Source organism: Nocardia sp. NPDC004068, from assembly GCF_042874315.1.
In the GTDB taxonomy this organism is placed as follows: Bacteria; Actinomycetota; Actinomycetes; order Mycobacteriales; family Mycobacteriaceae; genus Nocardia.
This window is the reverse complement of record NZ_JBIAMW010000003.1, coordinates 590,318-612,540: the sequence shown is the minus strand read 5'-3', so window position 1 is coordinate 612,540 and position 22,223 is coordinate 590,318. Positions and strand designations below refer to the sequence as shown.

The 22,223-nt window shown below is 69.5% G+C and carries 15 protein-coding genes; 8 read left to right on the top strand and 7 right to left on the bottom strand.

The features are described 5' to 3' along the window. The first annotated feature begins 25 nt into the window (after positions 1 to 25). Positions 26 to 838, top strand: coding sequence for a MerR family transcriptional regulator (locus ACFYTQ_RS10385; protein WP_387358989.1), 813 nt, complete (start codon positions 26 to 28; stop codon positions 836 to 838). Positions 839 to 855: 17 nt separating this feature from the next. After that, entirely contained in the window at positions 856 to 1,203 is a 348-nt protein-coding gene (locus ACFYTQ_RS10380) for a VOC family protein (RefSeq protein WP_387358987.1), read from the top strand. Between the two features lie 6 nt (positions 1,204 to 1,209). On the opposite strand, the gene ACFYTQ_RS10375 is transcribed toward ACFYTQ_RS10380, so the two are convergent. Next, the gene (locus ACFYTQ_RS10375; RefSeq protein ID WP_387358985.1) at positions 1,210 to 1,644 is read right to left on the bottom strand and encodes an SRPBCC family protein; all 435 of its coding nucleotides are present in this window, start codon (positions 1,642 to 1,644) and stop codon (positions 1,210 to 1,212) included. 208 nt (positions 1,645 to 1,852) lie between these two features. On the opposite strand from ACFYTQ_RS10375, the gene ACFYTQ_RS10370 reads away from it, so the two are divergent. Both ACFYTQ_RS10370 and ACFYTQ_RS10365 read left to right on the top strand, forming a co-directional pair. Further along, positions 1,853 to 3,286, top strand: coding sequence for an FAD-binding oxidoreductase (locus ACFYTQ_RS10370; protein WP_387358983.1), 1,434 nt, complete (start codon positions 1,853 to 1,855; stop codon positions 3,284 to 3,286). Beyond that, on the top strand, positions 3,283 to 4,599 hold the full coding sequence (locus ACFYTQ_RS10365) for a class I SAM-dependent methyltransferase (protein ID WP_387358981.1): 1,317 nt from the start codon (positions 3,283 to 3,285) through the stop codon (positions 4,597 to 4,599). The genes ACFYTQ_RS10370 and ACFYTQ_RS10365 overlap by 4 nt, the downstream gene beginning before the upstream one ends. 12 nt (positions 4,600 to 4,611) lie before the next feature. On the opposite strand, the gene ACFYTQ_RS10360 is transcribed toward ACFYTQ_RS10365, so the two are convergent. From ACFYTQ_RS10360 to ACFYTQ_RS10345, 4 genes are all read right to left on the bottom strand, one after another. Continuing rightward, a complete protein-coding gene (locus ACFYTQ_RS10360; RefSeq protein WP_387358979.1) occupies positions 4,612 to 8,175 on the bottom strand; it encodes a protein kinase in 3,564 nt (1,187 codons plus the stop codon). A 168-nt stretch (positions 8,176 to 8,343) separates the two neighbouring features. Then, positions 8,344 to 10,503 (bottom strand): 3-hydroxyacyl-CoA dehydrogenase NAD-binding domain-containing protein, encoded by a 2,160-nt coding sequence (locus ACFYTQ_RS10355; protein WP_387358977.1) that lies wholly within the window; start codon positions 10,501 to 10,503, stop codon positions 8,344 to 8,346. Positions 10,504 to 10,538: 35 nt separating this feature from the next. Further along, positions 10,539 to 11,750, bottom strand: coding sequence for an acetyl-CoA C-acetyltransferase (locus tag ACFYTQ_RS10350; protein ID WP_387358975.1), 1,212 nt, complete (start codon positions 11,748 to 11,750; stop codon positions 10,539 to 10,541). Positions 11,751 to 11,983: 233 nt separating this feature from the next. Then, positions 11,984 to 14,416 (bottom strand): DNA polymerase III subunit gamma and tau, encoded by a 2,433-nt coding sequence (locus ACFYTQ_RS10345; RefSeq protein WP_387358973.1) that lies wholly within the window; start codon positions 14,414 to 14,416, stop codon positions 11,984 to 11,986. A 420-nt stretch (positions 14,417 to 14,836) separates the two neighbouring features. Here ACFYTQ_RS10345 and ACFYTQ_RS10340 point away from each other — a divergent pair, with 420 nt between their 5' ends. The 4 genes from ACFYTQ_RS10340 (at position 14,837) to ACFYTQ_RS10325 (ending at position 20,005) form a co-directional block, all read left to right on the top strand. Next, complete coding sequence (locus ACFYTQ_RS10340) at positions 14,837 to 15,661, top strand: hypothetical protein (protein WP_387358971.1); 825 nt, start codon at positions 14,837 to 14,839, stop codon at positions 15,659 to 15,661. Positions 15,662 to 15,709: 48 nt separating this feature from the next. Next, entirely contained in the window at positions 15,710 to 17,002 is a 1,293-nt protein-coding gene (locus ACFYTQ_RS10335; RefSeq protein ID WP_387358969.1) for an ammonium transporter, read from the top strand. Between the two features lie 88 nt (positions 17,003 to 17,090). Then, positions 17,091 to 19,325, top strand: a complete 2,235-nt coding sequence (locus tag ACFYTQ_RS10330; RefSeq protein WP_387358967.1) for an MMPL family transporter — start codon at positions 17,091 to 17,093, stop codon at positions 19,323 to 19,325. Beyond that, positions 19,322 to 20,005: a TetR/AcrR family transcriptional regulator gene (locus ACFYTQ_RS10325; protein ID WP_387358965.1), complete on the top strand. Its 684-nt coding sequence runs from the start codon at positions 19,322 to 19,324 to the stop codon at positions 20,003 to 20,005. The genes ACFYTQ_RS10330 and ACFYTQ_RS10325 overlap by 4 nt, the downstream gene beginning before the upstream one ends. Position 20,006: 1 nt before the next feature. On the opposite strand, the gene ACFYTQ_RS10320 is transcribed toward ACFYTQ_RS10325, so the two are convergent. Next, a complete protein-coding gene (locus tag ACFYTQ_RS10320) occupies positions 20,007 to 20,957 on the bottom strand; it encodes a neutral zinc metallopeptidase (protein WP_387359214.1) in 951 nt (316 codons plus the stop codon). Positions 20,958 to 21,302: 345 nt separating this feature from the next. Beyond that, a complete protein-coding gene (locus ACFYTQ_RS10315; protein WP_387358963.1) occupies positions 21,303 to 22,163 on the bottom strand; it encodes a neutral zinc metallopeptidase in 861 nt (286 codons plus the stop codon). Positions 22,164 to 22,223: the final 60 nt, after the last annotated feature.

Genomic DNA, 22,223 nt, shown 5'->3' with positions numbered 1-22,223 from the left:
CGCTGGAGGGTGTTCGCTGAAGGACATGACGGCGACAGTCTCCATCGGCGAGTTCGCGCGGCTCACGTACCTGAGCGTGAAGACCCTGCGCTACTACCACGAGGTCGAGCTGCTGACCCCGGCGGCGATCGACCCCGCGTCGGGGTATCGGCGGTACTCGACGGACCAGGTGGCGCAGGCGCATCTGATCCGGCGGCTGCGCGAACTGGACATGCCGCTGCCCGAGATCCGCGCGGTGCTCGCCGCCCCCGACCAGGCGGCCCGCGACGCCGCGCTGCGCGCCCACTTGACCCGCATGGAGGAACAGCTGCTGCGCACCCGCGACGTGGTCGCCTCGCTGCGGGCGCTGCTGCTGCCCGCCGCGCCCATCGAGGTCGAATATCGTTCCGCGGCGGCGTTTTTCGCGCTCTCCCGCGGCGATCAGGTGGCGCGCGCGGACTGCGGCCGCTGGTGCGGCGAGACGTTCCCGGCGCTGTACGGCACCCTCGCGGCCCGCGGCGTCGCACCGGCCGGACCCGCGGGGGCCACCTACTCGACGGCGTTCTTCGAGAACGAGATCGGCGAGGTGCGCGCCTTCGTGCCGATCGCCGCGGCCGATCGGACCGCCCTCGATCCCGCGGCGGTGGTCGAGCTGCCCGCCCGCCGCTTCGCCGTCGCCGTGCACGCGGGCCCGTTCGTCGACTTCGACCGGACCTACGGCGCGCTGGGTAGCCATGTGGCCGAACACGATTCGTCACTGGACGAACCGATCCGGGAGATCTACCTGGTCGGCCCCGGCGACACCGCGACGGAGAACTCCTACCTCACCGAAGTGTGCTGGCCCATCGGCCGGCCGTGACCAGAGAAAGGCACCCCATGTCCCTCACCCTCGCCAATATCGTCTTCGACTGTGCCGACGCCGCCGCGCTCGCCGGATTCTGGGCGAACCTGCTCGACCGGAAGGTCGACGCGGACGCCAACGAGTTCTTCGCCACCATCGACCGCGCCGCCGAGACGCCCACGCTGATGTTCCTGCGGGTGCCCGACAAGACGCCGGGCAAGAACGTCGTCCACCTCGACCTCACCGCCCCGGACCGGGACGAGGCCGTGCGCCGCGCGATCTCGTCGGGCGCCCGGCACATCGGCGACTTCGACGAGTACGGCGTGCGCTGGACGACGCTGGCCGATCCGGAGGGCAACCTCTTCGACGTCGCGCAGGGCTGACAGCGCCTAGGCCAGTTCGCGCTTCAGGTTCTCCAGCACCTCGGCCTGAATCTTCTTCAGCCCCAACGGCGCGAAGATGCCCTCGAAGAATCCGGCCACGCCGCCGGCGCCCTTCCAGCTGGTGCGGACCGTGACCAGCGACCCGGCGCCGGACGGGGTGACCGTCCAGGTGGTCACCATGGTCGAGTTCGAATCCCGTTCGGTCACCATCGAATCCGATACCGACACGACCGCGTGCACGTTGCGCGACCGCTTCTGGGTGGCCTGCAACGTCCACTCCGCCACCGTGCCCGCCCCCTTACCGCCCTCGAGCACCTTGTAGTCGCGATAGTGCGCGGTGAGAATGCGCGGCCGCACGGTCTCGTAATCGGCGATCGCCTCGAGCGTCCGCTGCGAATCCGCCGCAACGACGATCGAACTGGAGGCGTTGACCTGTCCCACTGTGAACTCCTTGATCGACTCGGCTGTGTCCACATACCCTGCCGCCGGGCCATGCTACGCCGCCGACGCGACCGCTTGACCAGGGTCTTCCCATACCTCGGCAAGCCTGTCCCAGCTAACGGAACGCTATGCAACATATGGGTGAAGAATCCGACGCGTAGGTACCCTCACAGTGGCCCCCCGAATCGGTGCGATATAGCGTCAGGGGGTGGCAGTCACTCTGTTGGGGAAGGCCGGACGCGGACCGGCCGCACGCGAATCGGGATTCGCCGCGCACCGGGCGGGGGTGGATCGGCTGCTGGCGAGTTATCGCGCGATTCCGCGCGACGCGAATGTCCGACTGGCCAAGAAGACCTCGAACCTGTTCCGCGCCCGGGCCAAGAACACCGCCCCCGGCCTGGACGTCTCGGGTCTGACCCGGGTCATCGCCGTCGACCCCGACGCGCGCACCGCCGACGTCGCGGGCATGACCACCTACGAGGATCTGGTCGCCGCGACCCTGCCCTACGGCCTGGCCCCGCTGGTGGTCCCGCAGCTGAAGACCATCACCCTCGGCGGCGCGGTCACCGGCCTGGGCATCGAGTCGACCTCGTTCCGCAACGGCCTGCCGCACGAGTCGGTGCTCGAGATCGACGTGCTCACCGGCGCGGGCGAGATCGTCACCGCGACGCCCGACGGCGAGCACGCCGACCTGTTCCGCGGTTTCCCCAATTCCTATGGGACGCTGGGTTATTCGACACGATTGAAGATCGAGCTGGAACCCGTGCCGCCCTATGTGGCGCTGCGCCACGTGCGCTTCCACGACCTGCGCGAACTCGAGGCCGTGATGGGCCGGATCATTGCCGAGCGCGCCTGGGACGGCGAGCGGGTCGACTATCTCGACGGGGTCGTGTTCAGCGCCGACGAGAGCTATCTGGTGCTGGGCCGCCAGACCGACGAGCCGGGCCCGGTCAGCGACTACACCGGGATGGACGTCTATTACCGGTCCATTCAGCACGATTCCGCGCGGCCCAAGCGCGATCGGCTCACCATCCACGACTATCTGTGGCGCTGGGACACCGACTGGTTCTGGTGCTCGCGCGCCTTCGGCACCCAGAACCCGTCGATCCGCCGGTTCTGGCCGCGCCGGTATCGGCGGTCCAGCTTCTACTGGAAGCTCGTGGCGCTGGATCACAAGTACGACATCGCGGACCGGCTCGAGGCCCGCAAGGGGAATCCGCCGCGCGAGCGCGTGGTGCAGGACATCGAGGTGCCGATCGAGCGCACCGCGGACTTCCTGGAATGGTTCCTGACCGAGATCCCGATCGAGCCGGTGTGGCTGTGCCCCTTGCGATTGCGCGACGAGAGCGTGGCGCGGCCGTGGCCGCTGTACCCGCTCGAACCCGGCCGCGACTACGTCAACGTCGGTTTCTGGTCGGCGGTGCCGACGGTGCCCGGACAGCCCGAGGGCGCGGCCAACCGGGCCATCGAGCGCGAGGTCAGCGAGCTCGACGGGCACAAGTCGCTGTACTCCGACGCGTACTACGACAAGGATGAGTTCGACCGGCTCTACGGCGGCGACGTCTATCCCGACCTGAAGAAACGATACGACCCCGATCATCGTTTGCTGGATTTGTATTCGAAGGCGGTGCAACGCAAATGACCACGTTCAAGGACCGCTCCGACGTACTCGCGGAGTTGGGCACCAAACTCAGCATCGCGGAGATCTTCGAGACGCTCGTCGAGGGCGAGGTGCCGATCCGGTTCACCGCCTACGACGGTTCGAGCACCGGCCCGGCCGATTCGAAGTTCCGGCTGGACATCCGGACCCCGCGCGGCATCAACTACATCGCGACCGCTCCCGGCGACCTGGGCATGGCCCGGGCCTACATCTCCGGTGACATGATCGCCGAGGGCACCCATCCGGGCGACCCCTACGAATTCCTGCGCGCCATGAGCGATTTGAGGTTCCGGCGTCCGTCGGCGCTCGCGCTGGTGACCATCGCGCGGTCGCTCGGCTGGGAGGCGCTCAAGCCGATCGCCCCGCCGCCGCAGGAGACGCTGCCGCGCTGGCGGCGCATCGCGCTGGAGGGCCTGCGGCACTCCAAGGCCCGCGACGCCGGCGCGATCCACCACCACTACGACGTCTCCAACACCTTCTACGAGCACGTCCTCGGCCCCTCGATGACCTACACCTGCGCGTGCTACGAGGACGAGAGCTGGACCCTCGAGCAGGCCCAGGAGAACAAGTACCGCCTGGTCTTCGACAAGCTGAACCTGAAGGCGGGCGACCGCCTGCTCGACATCGGTTGCGGCTGGGGCGGAATGGTGCGCTACGCCGCCAAGCGCGGGGTGAAGGTCATCGGCGCCACCCTGTCCAAGGAACAGGCCGAGTGGGCCCAGGCCAAGATCGCCGAGGAGGGCCTGTCCGACCTCGCCGAGGTCCGCCACTCCGACTACCGCGACGTCCCCGAGTCCGGCTTCGACGCCCTGTCCTCCATCGGCCTCACCGAACACATCGGCGTGGCCAACTACCCCGCCTACTTCACCTTCATCAAGAACAAGCTCCGCGACGGCGGCCTGTTCCTGAACCACTGCATCACCCGCCCCGACAACACCCGCACCACCCGCGCGGGCGACTTCATCGACCGCTACGTCTTCCCCGACGGCGAACTCATCGGCTCCGGCCGCATCATCTCCGAGATCCAGAACGTCGGCCTCGAGGTCTTCCACGAGGAGAACCTCCGCCCCCACTACGCCCTCACCCTCGCCGAATGGTGCAAGAACCTCGTCGCCAACTGGGACGCCTGCGTCACCGAAGCAGGCGAGGGCACCGCCAAGGTCTGGGGCCTCTACATGGCCGGCAGCCGCCTCGGCTTCGACCGCAACGTCGTCCAACTCCACCAGGTCCTGGGCATGAAACTGGGCCCGAAGGAGGAGTGGACGGTCCCACTGCGGCCTTGGTGGCGCGCCTGATCCACCCGGCCACTACGCCAGCAGGTTCACCAGGAAGTTCCTCGGGATCTGTGGGCCGTCGGGTTGGCCTGTGCCGAAAGGTAATTCGTCGCGCAGGGTGCGGAGGATGGCCAGGACGCCGGGGCCCGCGTCGAGAAGGGGTCTGGGCCAGGACAGTTCGGCGCAGTGGAGGACGGTGGGGGTGAGGGTGGCGATGGCTTCGCCGGTCCAGCCCGCGGCGGAGAGGGATTCGGCGAGCAGGAGGGCGGTGTCGAGTTCGGCTCGGGGGCGGTGTTGTTCGGTCATGCGGGTGTGCAGGGCGCGGGCTCGCTTGACGGCGGAGTCGGCGGTGCCGAGGGGGGCGTCGGCGGGGTCGTAGCCGTACCGGGGGCGGGACAGGAGGGCTCGGATGGTGGCGAGTTCCTCGGCCTCGGCGGTGAGGGCGGCGGGGCCGGTCACGTGGCGGACCGGGCGGGGGGCGGGATCGGCTGGGGCGGAAGGGAATTCGCTGGGCAGGTGCAGGCGCAGCCGTTCGGCGCGGAGGTGGGCGGCCAGGCGCGGGAGGCGGCGGTCGGCGGCGATGCGGGCGCCCTCGTCGAGGCGGGCGGCGGCGGTGGGGAGGTCGCCGCGCACGGCCTTGACGCGCGCGCCGATCACGAACGTGGTGATCAGGAAGTCGACGGGGCCGACCCGCGCCACCAGCTGATGGCTCTGGTCCAGCAGGCGTTCGGCGACGTCCAGATCACCGCGACGATAGGTCAGCTCGCCGAGCATGGCCGCCGCCACCCGCACGGCGTGCGAGCGCGGACCCGAACGTTCCCGCGCGGTCTGCCACGCCCGCTCGAAACAGTCCGTGGCCGTATCGATCTCGAGTTGTTCGTAGGCCGCCGCGCCCTCGCCGAGCAGCCCGAGCACCATGCCCAGCGGATCCTTGGACCGCGCGTGATAGGGCGCGGCCCACCGCTGCATCCCGCGGGCGCCCTCGAAATCGAAATCGCACAACCGCACGAACGACACCAGATTCGCCGCCGTCGACACCGTCCACGCGGGCAGTTCGTCGGCCAGCTCCAGACAGTCCGAAACCCGTTCCAGCACACCGTCGGTGCGGTCGCGCGCCACCTGATCGGCCGCGCCCAGCACCGCCGCCTGACACCGCTGTCGCACCACGTCCGCATCGCTGGACTCCCCGCGCGCCAGCATATTCGTCAACCGTCCCAGCGCGGTCCGCGCCGCCCCGGACTGTTGCAGCGTGATATTGGCCCGCGCCAACGCCATCAGCAGCTTCGACCGCGAGGTCACGTGCTGCACCGGCAGTTTCGACACCGTGCCCAGCAGGGTCGCCAGCTTCGAGGTGTCGATCAGGTCCATGCCGCCGCTCTCGACCAGATCCAGCGCCAGCTTCATATCGGTCGCCAGCAACGCGTGATCGACGGATTTGCGCAACAGCTGATGTTCGGCGTACCAGCGAGCGGCCTTGCGGTGCTGCGCCTTCAGCGCCCCGGGCCGCACCCGCTCGAGCCGGGTGCGCAGCTGCTCGGCGAACAGCGGCTGGATGCGGAACCACTCCGGATCGTCGGCCACCCGGCTGATGAACAACTCCCGCTGCTCGGCCTGCTCCAGCAGCGCCTCGGCATCGGACTCCCCGCTCAACGCCGCCGCCAATGACCCGTTCACCTGCTCGGTCACCGAGATGGCCATCAGGAAATCCAGCAGTCCCGGCTCGAGCGCGTCGAACACGTTCTCCGACAGATACTCCCGGATCGCCTGATTCCCCCCGGCCAGCTGCTCGATCAGCCGATCCGGATCGGCCCCGCGCCGCAGCGACAGACTCACCAATTGAATGGCCGCGGGCCACCCGTCGGCGGCGGTGTGGATCCGCTCGATCTGCGCGTCGGTGAGCTCGAACCCGTTGTGCTCCACCAGGATCTCGCGCGTCTCCGGCGGCGTGAGACGCAATGCCTCGCAATCGATTTCGACCAGTTCGTCGCGCACCCGCATCCGGCTCAGCGGCAACCCGCCCTGCTCGCGGGTGGTCACCACGAACCGCAGATGGTGACATCCGTTGTCCAGCAACGCGTCCATGGCCCGGTGCGCGCCCGCGTCGGTGACCCGATCCCAGTTCTCCACCACCACGACCACCGGCCGCCCGCTCGCGTGGATCTCGTCGATGAGCGTGGAGATCGCGTACGAGACCGCCTCCGGCGGACGCTCCTCCAGCACCTGTTCGAGCCCGGCACCGATCTCGGGCCGCACCCGCCGGATGGCCTGCACCAGATGCGCGAGGAACCACACCTCGTTGTCGTCGTCGTGGTCGATGCCGATCCACGCCACCGCGATTCCACGTTCGGTCAACTCGTTGCGCCACTGCGTCGCCACGGTGCTCTTGCCGAATCCGGCCGGCCCGTGCACGACCGTGAGCCGCCTCCGCCCGCCCGCGCGCAACACCTCCAGCAGGCGCGGCCGCGGCACCGGTTCGCGGCTCGGCGTCGGCGGGCGGAACTTGGTGGTCGGGGTCGGCGGCAGGCTGTGCCCCGACGGCGTGACCTCCCCGGGCGGGCGCAGCGCCGCCGTGTAGCGCGGACCGCCCACCATCGAGCCGGTCCGTCCCGACGAATTGCCTTGCGGCGCGGGCGAACCCGAATCGTCGGTGTCGACGTCGAGCCGCGGATCCGGCAACGCCATCTCGTCGGGCATCTGATCGTGCGCCCGCTGCACCGCGCGCAGCGACTCGCCGAGTTCGAAGGCCGAGGCCGGGCGATCGCGCGGCTCCGGGGCCATGGCGCGTTCGATGACCTCGGCGACATCGGCGGGAATGTCCTGCTCGCGTAGATCCGGAACCGGCTGGGTGGCGATGCGCAGGAACTGCGCCACGACCTTCTCCCCCGACCGCCGCTCGAACGCGGCATGACCGGTGAGCAGCGCGAACAGCGTCGCGCCGAGCCCGTACACATCCGAGCGCCGGGTCGGCTCCTCGCCGCGCAGCACCTCCGGCGCGGTGAACGCGGGCGATCCGGTGATCATGCTGGTGGTGGTGCGGAACCCGCCCGGGATCCGGGCGATGCCGAAGTCGGTGAGCTGCGGTTCGCCGTACCGACTGAGCAGGACGTTGGCCGGTTTCACATCCCGATGCAGCACGTGCACCCGGTGCGCGCTCTCGATCGCCCCGGCGAGTTTCACCCCGACCCGCAGAGTCTCGGCCCAGCTCAACGGGCCGTGGTCGCGGATGAGCCGTTCCAGCGACCCGTGCGCGGCGTACGGCATGACGATGAACGGCAGCCCGCTCGCGGTCACGTCGACCTGCAGGATGTCGACGATATTGGGGTGGCCGGACAACCGGCCCATGGCGTGTTCCTCGCGCAGGAATCGCTCGCGGCTCTCCTCGTCGATCGCCGAGGACAGGACCTTCACGGCGACAACGCGATCCAGGGCGCGCTGGGCACAGCGATAGACGACCCCGAAGCCGCCGCGTCCGATCTCCTCCGCATCGAACAGTCCCATCGCCTCGAGCTCGTCGGCGATACCGAGGGGCAGATGACGCTGGGTGTTCGAGTCGGTGTGTGTCTCGGTGCCGCGGACCTTGCCCGTATGTGGGTTCATGGCACCACCTCGAACGTTCCGCGCTGACTCCAACGTAGCGCGGTCCGGACGCACGCGTCCGAAATTCCATTTCCAGGCGTGGCGTACCCGCGTCGCGGGTCCGAAACGCCTTCGGACACAGCACGGCCCGGACCAGCGACTTCCTGGTCCGGGCCGGGCCGGGGAACCTTACTTGCGCAGCGACTCCGGCACCTGGAAGCGCGGACCGAACTTCGCGGCCAGCTCGTCGGCCCGGGCCACGAAGCCCGCCTGGCCGCCGGGGTAGCCCACGATGAACTGATGCGTGCCACCGGTCCAGGCCGGGAAGCCGATGCCGAAGATCGAGCCGATGTTGGCGTCGGCGGTGGTGGTCAGCACACCCTCGTCGAAGCACTTCTGGGTCTCGATCGCCTCGGCGAACAGCATGCGGTCCTTCAGATCCTGGAAGGTGACGCCCTCGGGCAGCTCCGTCGAGGTCTTGAAGATCGAACGCAGCTCGGACCAGATGCCCGCGGTCTTGCCGTCCACGTAGTCGTAGAAGCCCGCGCCGCCCAGCTTGCCCTTGCGGTCGAACTCGCCCACCATCCGGTCGAGGATCTCGGCGGTCGCCTGCGAGGCGGCGTCGATCTGCGACTCCGCGCCCGCCGCCTTCAGGGCCTCGGCGGTCTCCTTGTAGATCTTCTGCATGGTGGTGAAGTTCAGCTCGTCCGACAGCTTCAGCGGCGCCGCCGGGTAGCCCGCCTGCAGACCGGCCTGCTCGATGGTCTGCGGGTCGATGCCCTCGGCGAGCATCGAGATGGCCTCGTTGATGAACTTGCCGATGACGCGCGAGGTGTAGAAGCCGCGGCTGTCGTTGACCACGATCGGGGTCTTGCGGATCGCGAGGGTGTAGTCGTACACCCGGGCCAGCGCCTCGTCCGAGGTCTTCTCGCCGCGGATGATCTCCACCAGCGGCATCTTGTCGACCGGGGAGAAGAAGTGGATGCCGATGAAGTCCTCGGACCGCTTCACGTTGTTCGCGAGCAGGGTGATCGGCAGGGTCGAGGTGTTCGAGCCGAGCAGCGCGTCGGCGTCGACGATGTCCTCGATCTCCTGGAAGACCTTGCCCTTGAGCTCCGGGTTCTCGAACACGGCCTCGATGACGAAGTCGACGCCCTTGAAGTCGGCCGGATCCGCGGTCGGGTGGATGCGGTCCAGCAGCGCCTTGGACTTCTCCTCGGTGGTCTTGCCGCGCGAGAGCGCCTTCTCCTCGAGCTTGACCGAGTAGTCCTTGCCGCGCTCGGCCGCCTCGATGGTGACGTCCTTGAGCACGACCTCGATGCCCGCCTTGGCGGTGACGTAGGCGATACCCGCGCCCATCATGCCCGCGCCCAGCACGCCGACCTTCTTGATCTCCCGCTTGGCGATGTCCTTGGGCCGCGACCCGCCGTTGTTGATCGACTGCAGGTCGAAGAAGAACGCCTGGATCATGTTCTTCGCGACCGGGCCGGTCAGCAGGTTGACGAAGTAGCGGGACTCGATCAGCGACGCGTTGTCGAAGTCGACCTGGGCGCCCTCGACCGCGGCGGCCATGATGTTCTTCGGCGCGGGCATGTTGGCGCCCTTGAGCTGCTTGCGCAGGTTGGCCGGGAAGGCCGGGAGGTTGGCGGCCAGCGCCGGGGTGGACGGGGTGCCGCCGGGGATCTTGTAGCCCTTGACGTCCCAGGGCTGCACGCCCTTGTCGGGGTTGGCCTTGATCCACGCCTTGGCCGCGGGGACGAGCTCCTCGACCGAACCGACGACCTCGTCGACCAGGCCGATGCTCTTGGCCTTGTTGGCGTCGAACTCGTTGCCCTGCAACAGGATCTGCATGAGGGCGTTCTGGATGCCGAACATGCGCACGGTGCGGGTGACGCCGCCGCCGGCGGGCAGCAGGCCCAGCTTCACCTCGGGCAGGCCGATCTTGAGGCCCTTGACGTCGGCCGCGATGCGGTGGTGGGTGGCCAGGGTGATCTCCAAGCCGCCGCCGAGCGCCGCGCCGTTGATCGCCGAGACGACCGGCTTGCCCAGCTGCTCCAGGCGGCGCAGCGCGGACTTGATGACGGTCAGCTCCTCGAAGATGGCCGCGGCGTCCTCGGGGCCGGTCTTCATCATGTTCTTCAGGTCGCCGCCCGCGAAGAAGGTCTTCTTGGCCGAGGTGATGACGACACCGGTGATGTCGTCCTTCTCGGCCTCGAGGCGCTCCACGGTGGCCTGCATCGAGCTCTTGTAGAGCTCGTTCATGGTGTTGGCGCCCTGATTCGGGTCGTCCATGGTCAGGACGACGATGCCGTCGGCGTCCTTCTCCCAGGCAATCATGTTGTCGGTCATAGTCTTTGGGTTCTCCTGAATTCCGATGCCAGGCGTCAGACGCGCTCGATGATGGTGGCCACGCCCATGCCGCCGCCGATGCACAGGGTCACCAGGGCGTAGCGGGCATTGCGGCGCTCCAGCTCGTCGACCATGGTGCCGGTGATCATCGCGCCGGTGGCGCCGAGCGGGTGGCCCATGGCGATCGCGCCGCCGTTGACGTTGAGCTTCTCGTCCGGGATGTTCAGGTCCTTCTGGAACTTCAGGACGACCGACGCGAACGCCTCGTTGATCTCGAACAGGTCGATGTCGTCCACCGACAGACCCGCCTTGGCCAGGGCCTTGTGCGCGGCCGGGGTCGGGCCGGTGAGCATGATGGTGGCGTCGGCGCCGCTGATGCCGGTCGCGACGATGCGGGCGCGCGGGGTCAGGCCGGACGCCTTACCGGCCTCCTCGTTGCCGACCAGGACCAGCGCCGCGCCGTCGACGATGCCGGAGCTGTTGCCGCCGTGGTGGACGTGGTTGATCTTCTCGACGAAATGGTACTTCTGCAGCGCCACCGCGTCGAAGCCGCCCATCTCGCCGATGCCGGCGAACGAGGGGTTCAGCTTGGCCAGATCCTCGAGGGTGGTGCCCGGGCGCATGTGCTCGTCCCGGTCGAGGATGGTCAGGCCGTTGATGTCCTTGACGGGCACCACGGACTTGGTGAAGTAGCCGCCGGTCCAGGCCGCGGCCGCGCGCTCCTGCGACCGCACGGCGTAGGCGTCGACGTCCTCGCGGGTGAAGCCCTCGATGGTCGCGATCAGGTCGGCCGAAATGCCCTGCGGCACAATGTAGTTCTCGTAGTTGGTCCACGGGTCGGCGAACATCGCGCCGCCGTCGGAACCCATCGGCACGCGCGACATGGACTCCACGCCACCGGCGATGACCAGGTCCTCGAAGCCGGAGCGGACCTTCTGGGCGGCGAGGTTGACGGCCTCGAGGCCGGACGCGCAGAAGCGGTTGATCTGGGTACCGCCGACGGTCTCGGGCAGGCCCGAGGTCAGCACGGTGGTGCGGGCGATGTCGGCGCCCTGGTCACCGACCGGCGACACGACACCCAGGATGACGTCCGAAATGCGCTCCTCGTCCAGATCGGGGAAGCGGTTGCGCAGCTCCCGAACCAGACCGGTGGTCAGGTCGATCGGCTTGACCGAGTGCAGCGTGCCCTTCTTGTTGCGGCCGCGCGGGGTGCGGATGGCCTCGTAAATGTAGGCCTCTGTGGTCATATCGGAGTTTTCCTTCCTTGGGGTGCGCCGACACCGTGGGGTGCGGTACCGCCGCGGGTAACCTCGCCGACCGGCTCGTGGGAGTCCGACCGTCCGTGTTCAGTTGGCGGCCCTCGCCCGTCGCTCGCACCGCATAACGCTGTACAAAAAGCGGCAGGCATCGGCCCGATGCACCCGTAGTGTACCGCCGTATGCGAACTCTGGTTAACTTAACGTGGTCGGGCAGGTGGCTGTCAACCGTCGAGCGCTGTGGCGCCCAGCTCAGTTCGAAGTAGCTCCAACGCCATTTCATCGGGGTCGCGGCGATCGCCCGCCGGAACCGGACGGGCCGACTCCGCGAGCATCTCCCGCTCCTCCTCCGGCGTCGACGCGGGTGGGACACCTACATAACCTACCGGCGAGTAGCCCTCGGGTCCAGGGTCGTCCGGGAGGTCCGGTCCGTCCGGGAGCGGGATGTCGTCGTCCGGGGGCGCCTGCCGCGTGCCCGAATCCGATTCGGCCGCGCCCGTTTCGGCCGCGCGCGCGGGCTGGGCCTCGGGCGACGCGGACCGGGCCTGGCTCGGGCGGGTGAAGCGGGCCGCGTTCTTGGGCGCCTCCTGCCCGCCGCGCGCGGGCGCGCTAGGGGTGCGCTGTTGCGACCCGGGGGCCGCCTGCCCGCGCGCGGGCGACGCACCCGCAGCCTCCCAGCGCACGCCGTGCTCCCGGCCGACGACCGCGTGGATCGCCGCCTGCACGGCCTCCACGTACTTCGGGTTCGACAATCGCTGCGCCAGCGGCGCGTGCTGATGCGCGAACACGATGACCTCGCCCTCGACCCGGGCCACCGAGGCCCCGGACAGCAGCGCGTGCACCGCGGCCCCGAACTCGCGCACCTTGGCCCGGATCTCCCCCCACTTCGCCTCGATCTCCCGCAGCAGCGCGTCGTCGCCGCCCGCGGCCACGACCGTCAGGGCGTCGGCCTCGACGACCTCGGGGGCGTCCGGCCGCTCGGGCTCGTCTTCCGTTTCCGCCGAATCAGGTTGCGGCGCGGCGCTTTCCGCGGGTTCGTCAGCGCTCGACCCACCCCCGGCCAAGCCCTGAGCGCGCTGCGCCGGATGCGGCCGCTGCTCCCCCAGCACCGGAGCCTCCGGTCGCGCGTCCGCGTCGGCCGGAGTGTCCGACACCGTTTGCGGCGTCGGGTCGTTCGGTTCCGAAGGCGCGGCGGCGGGCCGCTCGTCCGCCGTGGCGGGAGCGGCATTCGCATCCGAAACCGCCTCGGGCGCACCGGAATTCGGGTCGGCCTCGGCCGCCTGTCCCGCCGTGGACGGCTGCCGCCCCACGGCCGTCGCCCCGGCGGGCCGGGCCTCCGGAGCCGGTTCGTCGGAAGTCGTTGCCGCGTCGGGCTTTCCGCCCCGATGCTCCCGGATGGCGGCCAGGGCCTCCGCGCCACGGCGGCGGGACCCACCCGGCTGCTGGGCCGGAGCGGCGGGCGCGGGCGCGGCCTGTGGGGCGGCGGGCGCGGGCGGAACTCCCCCTTCCATCCGGCGTTCCAGCCGCTCGAGCCGTTGCAGCGTGGCCGATTCGGCATCGGAGACGGCGGGCAGGAGCATGCGGGCGCAGACGACCTCGAGCAGCAGGCGGGGGGCCGTGGCGCCGCGCATCTCGCCGAGGCCCTCGTGCAGGAGTTCGGCGTAGCGGGCCAGGGCCGCGGGGCCGATGCGCTGGGCCTGATCGTGCATCCGGTCGAGGACGTCGCCGGGCCCGGTGACCAGATTGCGCTCGACGGCGTCGGGGACCGCGCGCAGCAGGATGAGGTCGCGGACGCGCTCGAGCAGATCGGTGGCGAAGCGACGGGGATCGTGCCCGGCCTCGACGACCCGATCGACCGTGCCGAACAGCGCCGCGCCGTCGTCGGCGGCCAGCGCCTCGACCGCGTCGTCGATCAGCGCGATATCGGTGACGCCCAGCAGGGCCAGCGCCCGCTGATAGGTGACCCCCTCCGGCCCCGCGCCCGCCAGCAGCTGGTCCAGCACGCTGAGGCTATCGCGCGGGGAACCGCCGCCCGCGCGAATCACCAAGGGGTACACCGCCTCCTCGACCTGGACGTGCTCCTGCTCGCAGATCGTGCCGAGCAGCCCGCGCATGGTGGCCGGGGGCAGCAGCCGGAACGGGTAGTGATGGGTGCGCGAGCGGATGGTCGGCAGCACCTTGTCCGGCTCGGTGGTGGCGAAGACGAAGATCAAATGGGCGGGCGGCTCCTCGACGATCTTGAGCAGCGCGTTGAACCCGGCCGTGGTGACCATGTGCGCCTCGTCGACGATGAACACGCGGTAGCGCGATTCGGCCGGGGCATAGAAGGCCCGGTCGCGCAGTTCGCGGGTGTCGTCCACGCCGCCGTGGCTCGCGGCGTCCAGTTCGATGACGTCGAGATTGCCCGGCCCGCCGGGCGCCAGCGCCACACACGAGGAGCACAACCCGCACGGCCGCGAGGTCGGCCCCTGCTCGCAGTTGAGCGAGCGCGCGAGGATGCGCGCGGAGGAGGTCTTACCGCAGCCGCGCGGGCCGGAGAACAGGTAGGCATGACTGATCCGCCCGGTGTCGAGCGCGGTGCTCAACGGGTCGGTGACGTGCTCCTGCCCCACCACCTCTGCGAACGTTGCCGGTCGGTACTTCCGGTACAGAGCCACGCGCCGAGGGTACCGGCGCGCACCGACAGCCCGTCACGCGCTGGCCGCACCGACCCCCGCTCCCACATGTGATACACGTCACAATCATTCCTCGGGCCCGTTAGTCCCACCCGTCCCGAACCGGACGGCGATGCAGGGGTGGTTCGAATTCGGGCTACAACCAAATTCGGACGTTTACCGAGCCCGTCTCGTCCTCGGCCATATTTTCCCGACCAATTCCCCGGTTAGCGGGGAAATTGCCCCACGTAACGATTCCATCAACCGGTTGGCGTAATTCGCATTCCGCTGGCTACCGTGGTCCTCGGCAACTTCGGTAGCCAAACCTTCATCAGGTTGGTGACCCCGGTCGGTCCCTCATCCCGACCGGGGCACAACCTTCCCGACCGCCCCTCCCGCGACTTTCCCGGAGGAAACTCGACAGTGACGTCGTGTGACGACATCGCCGCCGCCTGGCTCGCCCATACGGATTTCGCCGGAAACCGCACCGCCGTCGGTTTGCTCAGCCGCGCGATCAGTCCGGGCGATTACGCCCTCAATCGCGATTCCCTGCCGGTCACCGCCGCCGCCGACCCGACCACCGCCGCCGCCATCCTCGAACTCCTCGATCGCGGCCAGGTGCCGACCCTCGCGGCGATCCGCACGCTCATCGTGCAGAACGAGATGCGCCAGGAGGCCGAGCGCATCGAACGACTGGGCCGCCGCGCCCAGCGCGGCATCGAGGATTTCGGGCGAGTGCTGGCGAACCTCACCCAGGATTACCGCGCCGAACACGGAATCGGCCCGACGCGACGCGACATTCTGCTGGCCGAGCCGATCCGCGCGCTCATTCGCGAACGCGTGGGCGATATCCCCCCGAATGCGATCAAACATCTGTGGCTGATCGAACGCGCCCAGCGCGCGGGCTGGATCGCATTCGACGCGACGCCCCGATCATTGTGCGCGGGAAGGCGTTTCCATGCGGACCGATACGGCAATCGAGTCTCGTTGCGGCCGGTGAATACGATCGGCAAGCTCATCGCCGAATTCCTCGCCGACCACGAGCGCGAACACGGCCGTCCGCCGCGCTGGTCGGTGCTCGCCCACGATCTGCGCGACGATCGCGGCCGCCGCGTGTTCAACGACACCGCCGACGCCCGCGCCCAGCAGCAATGGCTGATGACCGCCGAGTGGCTGGCCCTGCGCGACGACCTCCCGGTGCCCGGCCCACGGGGACTCCGGGCGCTGGCCCGCAAGGCGAAGCGGTGAGCATTCGGTAACTTCTCTGCAACGCGATCACGCGTGGAAGGAGTTACCGTGCCCTCGACCCTCGATCCCGCGGCGACGGCCTGGGTGCTGGCCAGTACCGCGCTGGTGCTGCTCATGACGCCCGGCCTCGCCATCTTCTACGGCGGCATGGTGCGCACGACCGGCGTGCTGAACATGCTGATGATGAGCTTCATCGCCATCCCGCTGGTGACCGTGGCCTGGCTGTTGTTCGGCTACACGCTCGCCTTCGGCGAGGACGCGGGCGGGGGCGTGATCGGGAACCTGGCCCACACCGCGCTCGCGGGCATCGATCCCGGCACGATCCACCACGGTGTCCCCGAACTGCTGTATGTCACCTTCCAGCTGACCTTCGCGATTCTCACCGCGGCCCTGGTGAGCGGGGCCATCGCCGACCGCGCGAAGTTCTCGGCCTGGATGGTGTTCGTCCCGCTGTGGGCACTGCTGGTGTATTCGCCCGTGGCGCACTGGGTTTGGGGCCCGAACGGCTGGCTGTCGTCGTTCGGGACGCTGGACTTCGCGGGCGGTCTGGTGGTCGAGATCGTCTCGGGCGCTTCGGCTCTCGCGCTGGCGCTGGTGCTCGGGCCGCGGATCGGTTTCAAGGTCGACGCGATGCGGCCGCACAATCTGCCGTTCGTGCTGCTGGGCGCGGGCCTGCTGTGGTTCGGCTGGTTCGGTTTCAACGCCGGATCGGAGCTGCGGCCCGACGGGGTGGCGGCCGGGGTCTTCCTCAACACCCTGGTCGCGGGCTGCCTGGGCATGTTGGGCTGGCTCGCGGTGGAACGGATTCGCGACGGCCGGCCGACCACCTTCGGCGCGGCCTCGGGCGCGGTCGCGGGCCTGGTCGCGATCACCCCGTCCTGCGGTTCGGTGAACACCCTGGGCGCGCTGATCGTGGGCCTCGTCGCGGGCGTGCTGTGCTCGTTCGCGGTGGGCTGGAAGTTCCGTGCGGGCTATGACGATTCGCTCGACGTGGTGGGCGTGCACTTCGCGGGCGGGGTGATCGGCACGCTGCTGATCGGATTGCTCGCCAACGAGGTGATGACCGGCGGCGCGCGCGGGCTGTTCTACGGCGGCGGGCTGGCCCAGCTGGGCAAGCAGGCCGTGGGCGTGGTGACGGTCGCGGCCTACGCCTTCGCGGTGTCGTTCGTGCTGGGCAAGCTCATCGACCGGGTGCTCGGCTTCCGGGTCAGCGCCGAGGACGAGGTGGCGGGCATCGACTTCGCGCTGCACGCCGAGACCGCCTACGTGGAGGGCGTGCACGGGCACGCGCCGCGCGGACTGTTCGGGCAACATCAGCACAAGAGTGAGCGAGATCACTGACGAACTCCGCCCGCGGTAGGTGCCGGGCCGTGAGATAACGGCGTTAGCCTAACGCCGTTATCGTTCGACGACCGGCTGGGGGCCGCCGATGCTCACCCGAATCGCACAGCTGTCGACCCGGTATCCGCGCGCGATCCTGCTGGCGGCCCTGGCGCTGGCACTGGCGTGCGGCGCGTTCGGCGCGACCGCCACCTCGCACCTGAAGTCCGGCGGCTTCACCTCCGACAGCGCCGAATCGAGCCGGGCCACCAGGATTCTCGCCGACGAATTCGACGGCGCCCAACCCAATTTCGTGCTGCTCGTCCGCTCGGACCAGGGCGTCGACGCCCCCGCCGCCCGCGCGGCCGGGGCCGATATCGCCAACCGGCTCCAAGCGCGTGGCGACGCCGTCGGCGTCCGCTCGTACTGGACCAGCCCGCCGACCGTGCGCGCGGTCCTGCGCAGCACCGACGGCAAGGAGGGGCTCGTCGTCGCGTATCTGAAGGGCGGTGACGACGCCGCGCAGAAGGCGGCCGGGCAGATCGTCGCCGACCTCGACGGCGCCACCCCGGGCGTGAGCGTGTACGCCGGTGGCATGGCCGCCGTGTACCACGAGGTGAACACCCAGGTCACCAAGGACCTTCAGGTCGCCGAGGGCATCGCCATCCCGCTGACCGCGCTGGTGCTGATCCTGGTGTTCGGCAGCGTGGTCGCCGCGGCGCTGCCGCTGGCGGTCGGCCTGTTCGCCATCGCGACCACCCTCGCCATCCTGCGCCTGATCACGCTGTTCACCGACGTGTCGATCTACGCGCTGAACATGACCACGGCGCTGAGCCTCGCGCTCGCCATCGACTACAGCCTGTTCATCGTCAGCCGCTACCGCGAGGAACTCGAACGCGGCCTCGACCATCGCGCGGCCACCATCCGGGCGGTGCAGACCGCGGGCCGCACGGTGCTGTTCTCCGCGCTGACCGTGGCCCTCGCGCTGGCCGTGCTGAGCCTGTTCGACCTGTACTTCCTGAAGTCGTTCGCCTACTCGGGCGTCGCGGTGGTGGCCACCGCCGCGATCGCCTCGATCCTGGTGCTGCCCGCGGCGCTGGTGCTGCTGGGCGACCGGGTCAACGCCTGGAATCTGCGGGTGCCGCTGCGCCGACTGCTGCGCCGCCCGGAACCGGTGCCGGGCCCGCTCGAACAGACCGGCTGGTACCGCATGGTCACCTGGGTGATGCGGCACGCGCTGCCGGTCGCGCTGGCGATCACCGCGGTCCTGCTCGCGCTCGGATCACCGTTCCTGGGCGTCAAATTCGGCTATCCCGACGACCGCGTGCTGCCCGCGAACGCCACCAGCCGCCTGGTCGGCGACGAACTGCGCGGTCAGTTCCCGGCCGTGAACGCCGGAATGTCGGCCACGGTCGTCCTGCCCGGCTACCGCGACGACGCCGGCGCCTACGCGGCGGCGCTGTCCAAGGTGGAGGGCGTCTCGACGGTGCTGTCCAACGCGGGCGTCTACACGTCCGGGAATCGGCTCGCCCCCGCACCGCCCGGGATGCTCACCGACGCGGGCCAATACCTCACGGTCGCAACGAAATTCGACCCGTTCTCGGAGGACGGCAAACATCAGCTCGAACATCTGCGCGCGGTCCCGGCCCCGGCGCCCGCACTGTTCGGCGGCGCGGGCGCGATGAACGTCGACGGCCTGCACGCCCTCGGCGCGCGAATCCCGTTGGTGGCGGCGCTGATCGCGCTGGCGACGTTCGTGGTGCTGTTCCTGTTCACCGGCAGTGTGATCCTCCCGCTGAAAACCCTGGTGCTGAACTGTCTTTCGCTCACCGCGATGTTCGGCATGATGGTGTGGATCTTCCAGGACGGCCATCTGGCCGATCTGATCGGTTTCACCCCCACCGGCTATCTGGTGGCCACCATGCCGGTGCTGATGTTCTGCCTGGCCTTCGGCATGTCGATGGACTACGAGGTCTTCCTGCTCTCCCGGATCCGGGAGACGTGGCTGGCCTCGGATCGCACCCCGGCCGACAACGAGCGTTCCGTCGCGGTCGGCGTCGCGCGCACCGGGCGCATCGTGACCGCGGCGGCCGTGCTGATGGCGATCGTGCTGGGCGCCATGGCCTTCGGGAAGGTGAGCTTCATCCAGACCTTCGGCCTGGGTCTCACGCTGACCGTGCTCGCCGACGCCACCGTCATCCGCGGCCTGCTGGTGCCCGCGCTCATGCGGCTGCTCGGCACGTTCAACTGGTGGGCGCCCGCCCCGTTGGCCCGCTGGCACGAACGGTTCGGCCTGAGCGAGGAGGCCGAAGTACCCGAACCGGAGCCGGTGGGACGGCGATGACCGTCGGGCGCCGCCCCCGGTCGGCGCGCGGCAGCGGCGCCGCGCTGCGCGACGAGATCCTGGCGGCCACCCGGGAGTTGCTGGCGCACACCGGCAATGCCGACGCCGTATCCATCCGCGCGGTGAGCCGACGGGTCGGGGTCAGCGCGCCCTCGATCTACCGGCACTTCGCCGACAAGGACGCCCTGATCGATCTCGTGGTGGCGCAGGTCTTCGAGAACCTCGACGCCGCCATCGCCGCCGCCACCGATCCCGACGTCTCCCCGATCGAACGCATGCGGGCGCAGGGCCTGGCGTATGTGCGCTTCGCGCTGGATCATCCCGGGCAGTACCGCATCGCGACCGCGGGCGGGACGCGCAACCGGCCCCGCGCGGTCGATCAGGTGCTGGGGAGTTCGGTGTTCCGGCGGATGTCGCGGACCGTGCGCGAGGCCATGGACGCCGGGGTGCTGGCGGCGGGCGATCCGCTGCCGGTGGTGTTGCAGATGTGGGCGAGCGCGCACGGCATCGTCTCGCTCATGATCGCCAAACCCGATCTGCCGTGGGGTGATCCGGAGACCGTCGCCGACAAGGCGCTCGCCGCCGCGTGCGTCGGGCGGGCCGTGCTCGACAGCATGGGCGGCGATCCCACCGTCGACGAGACCGTGCGCTGGCTGGTGGGTCTGCGCGAGGCCGATTGACTCAGGAGACCGAATTCGGCGGGGAGTTCCAGGTATTGCACTTCTGGGTGCGGTTGTTCTCCACGCCGTGCGCGTACCAGTCGCCGTAGTTCTGTTTGGATCCGTGGTCGCGGGAGTCCCCGGCTTTGTCGCCGCGCCCGTAGTTGTCGTCGACGGTGCGCCGCATCTGATCGCGATCGATGGTGCCGACGAAGGTGGACGAGCCGATGAACATGCCGCCGAAGCACTGCGCCTCGAGTTCGGTGCGGCGCGAGAGTTCCAGTCCCCGTGGGGTTCTCGTGCCCGCGTCGTACCGGTCGCGGTGGGCCTTGTCCATGATTCCGGCGACCGTCTGCACGTGGTGACCGTATTCGTGCGCGAAGACGGCCAGGAAGATCACCGAATCGTTGGGGTTCTCGTTGATGAACACGTGATCGAGCGGCATGTAGATGGTCTGGTTCGCCGAGCAGTAGAACGCCGCCCAGTTGGCGTTGTCGCCCGTGCACGGCGTCGAGATGCCCGCGGCGCTGGCCGTCACGCTCAGATTCGGCGTCGCGAACGGCAGATTCGCCGCCTTCAACACCGGCCGCCACATCTGATCCAGACAATCGCGCGCCGCCTCGAAGAACGCCTTGGCGGCGGCGACATTCGCCCCCCACCGCGGATAGTCGCACGAGATATTGATCAGCCCCGACTCCGGATCCCGGAACAACGGATTGTCCACCGTCGCCGCGACCGGTTGCGGCCCAGCGGGTTTCGTGGTCGTCGGCCGGGCGGCGGTACTACGCGTCGTCGGGGCCGCACGAGTCGTGGTGGTCTCCGCCGTCGGATACGCCGCCGTGCTCTCGAAGGTGGGCGGCGTATAGGTGAAACTCGGCGCGACATACCCCCCGCCCAGATTCCGATGCGTCCGCGCCCCCGCGAAGACCACCAGTCCCCCCACCACCACGAGCACCGTCAACACCGCGAACATCGTCACGACCACCCCACCCACACCCCGCCGCCTCGGCGGATACGCCCCGTAGCCCGCCGGGGGGAGCGGTGGAAAGCCTTGCAGCGCACTGTGATACGGCTGGCCGTAAGGAGAGGTATGGCCGGGCGGCGGCCCGTAACCCGGGTGTGGGCCATATCCGGGCGGCGGGCCATACCCCGGACCCGAGCCGTACCCCGGCGGCGGGCTTTGCCCGGGCGGTGAGCCGTGCCCCAGCGGCGAGCCCTGCCCGGGCGGTGGCCCATACCCCGGCGGCGAGCCCTCTCCAGGCGGCGGCCCATACCCCGGACCCGGGCCGTACGGCGGATAGGGCGGCTGGGTCATGGGTCAGCTCACCTGGGTCGCGGGGGCGGTGAAGGTGTTGCACTGGGCGGTCTTGTTCTGGTCGAAGCCGGTGCTGAACCAGTCGCCCATGTGCCGGGCGGTGCCGTGGTCGCGCATGTCGCCGGGGGCGTCGCCGCGGCCGTAGGCGTCCTCGCGGGCATTGCCGGTCTGCGACGGCGACAGCGAACCGCCGGTCGCGGAGGAGGACAGGAACATGCCGTCGAAACAGTTGGCCTGCAACTCGATTCGCCGCGAGATCTCGAGGCCCTGGGTCGTCTTCGGGCCCGCGTCGCGGCGCTGGCGGTTGGCTGCGGCCAGGATGCCCGCCTGCGCCTGCACGTGATGTCCGTACTCGTGGGAGAACACCGACAGGTAGATCTCCCAGTGATCCTTGAACATCTCGGTCTGCAGCTGGCTGATCGGCATGTATATGGTCTGATCCGCGCCGCAGTAGAAGGCCGCGAAGTTGTTGCTGCTGCCCGTGCACGGCGTGGTGATGCCCGCGGTGCTCGCGGTGACCTTCAGATTCGGCTTGCTGAACGGCAGTTTCGCGGCGGTGAGCAGCGGCCGCCACGCCTGTTCGAGACAGGTAGCCGCGCTCTCGAAGAAGGCCCGCGCGACCTCCACCCGGGTCCCCCACGGCGCGTAGGCGCAACGCGCGGGGCTCAGCGGCGAACCCGGATCGGCCAGCAGCGGATTGGCGCCGGTCTCCGCGACACCCGTTGCGCCCGAACCATTTCCGGTGGTCGTCGGCCCGTAGGTGTACTCCGCCCGGCCCCCGGAGTGGGTCACCGCGTGCACGCCCGTGCGCACACCGACGCGCACCAGCCCGACCACCACGATCAGGATGACGAGCACCAGCACCCCGGCGAAACGACCGCCCCCACCCTTGCGCGGCGGCGGTGGCGGTCCCGGCGGACCGTA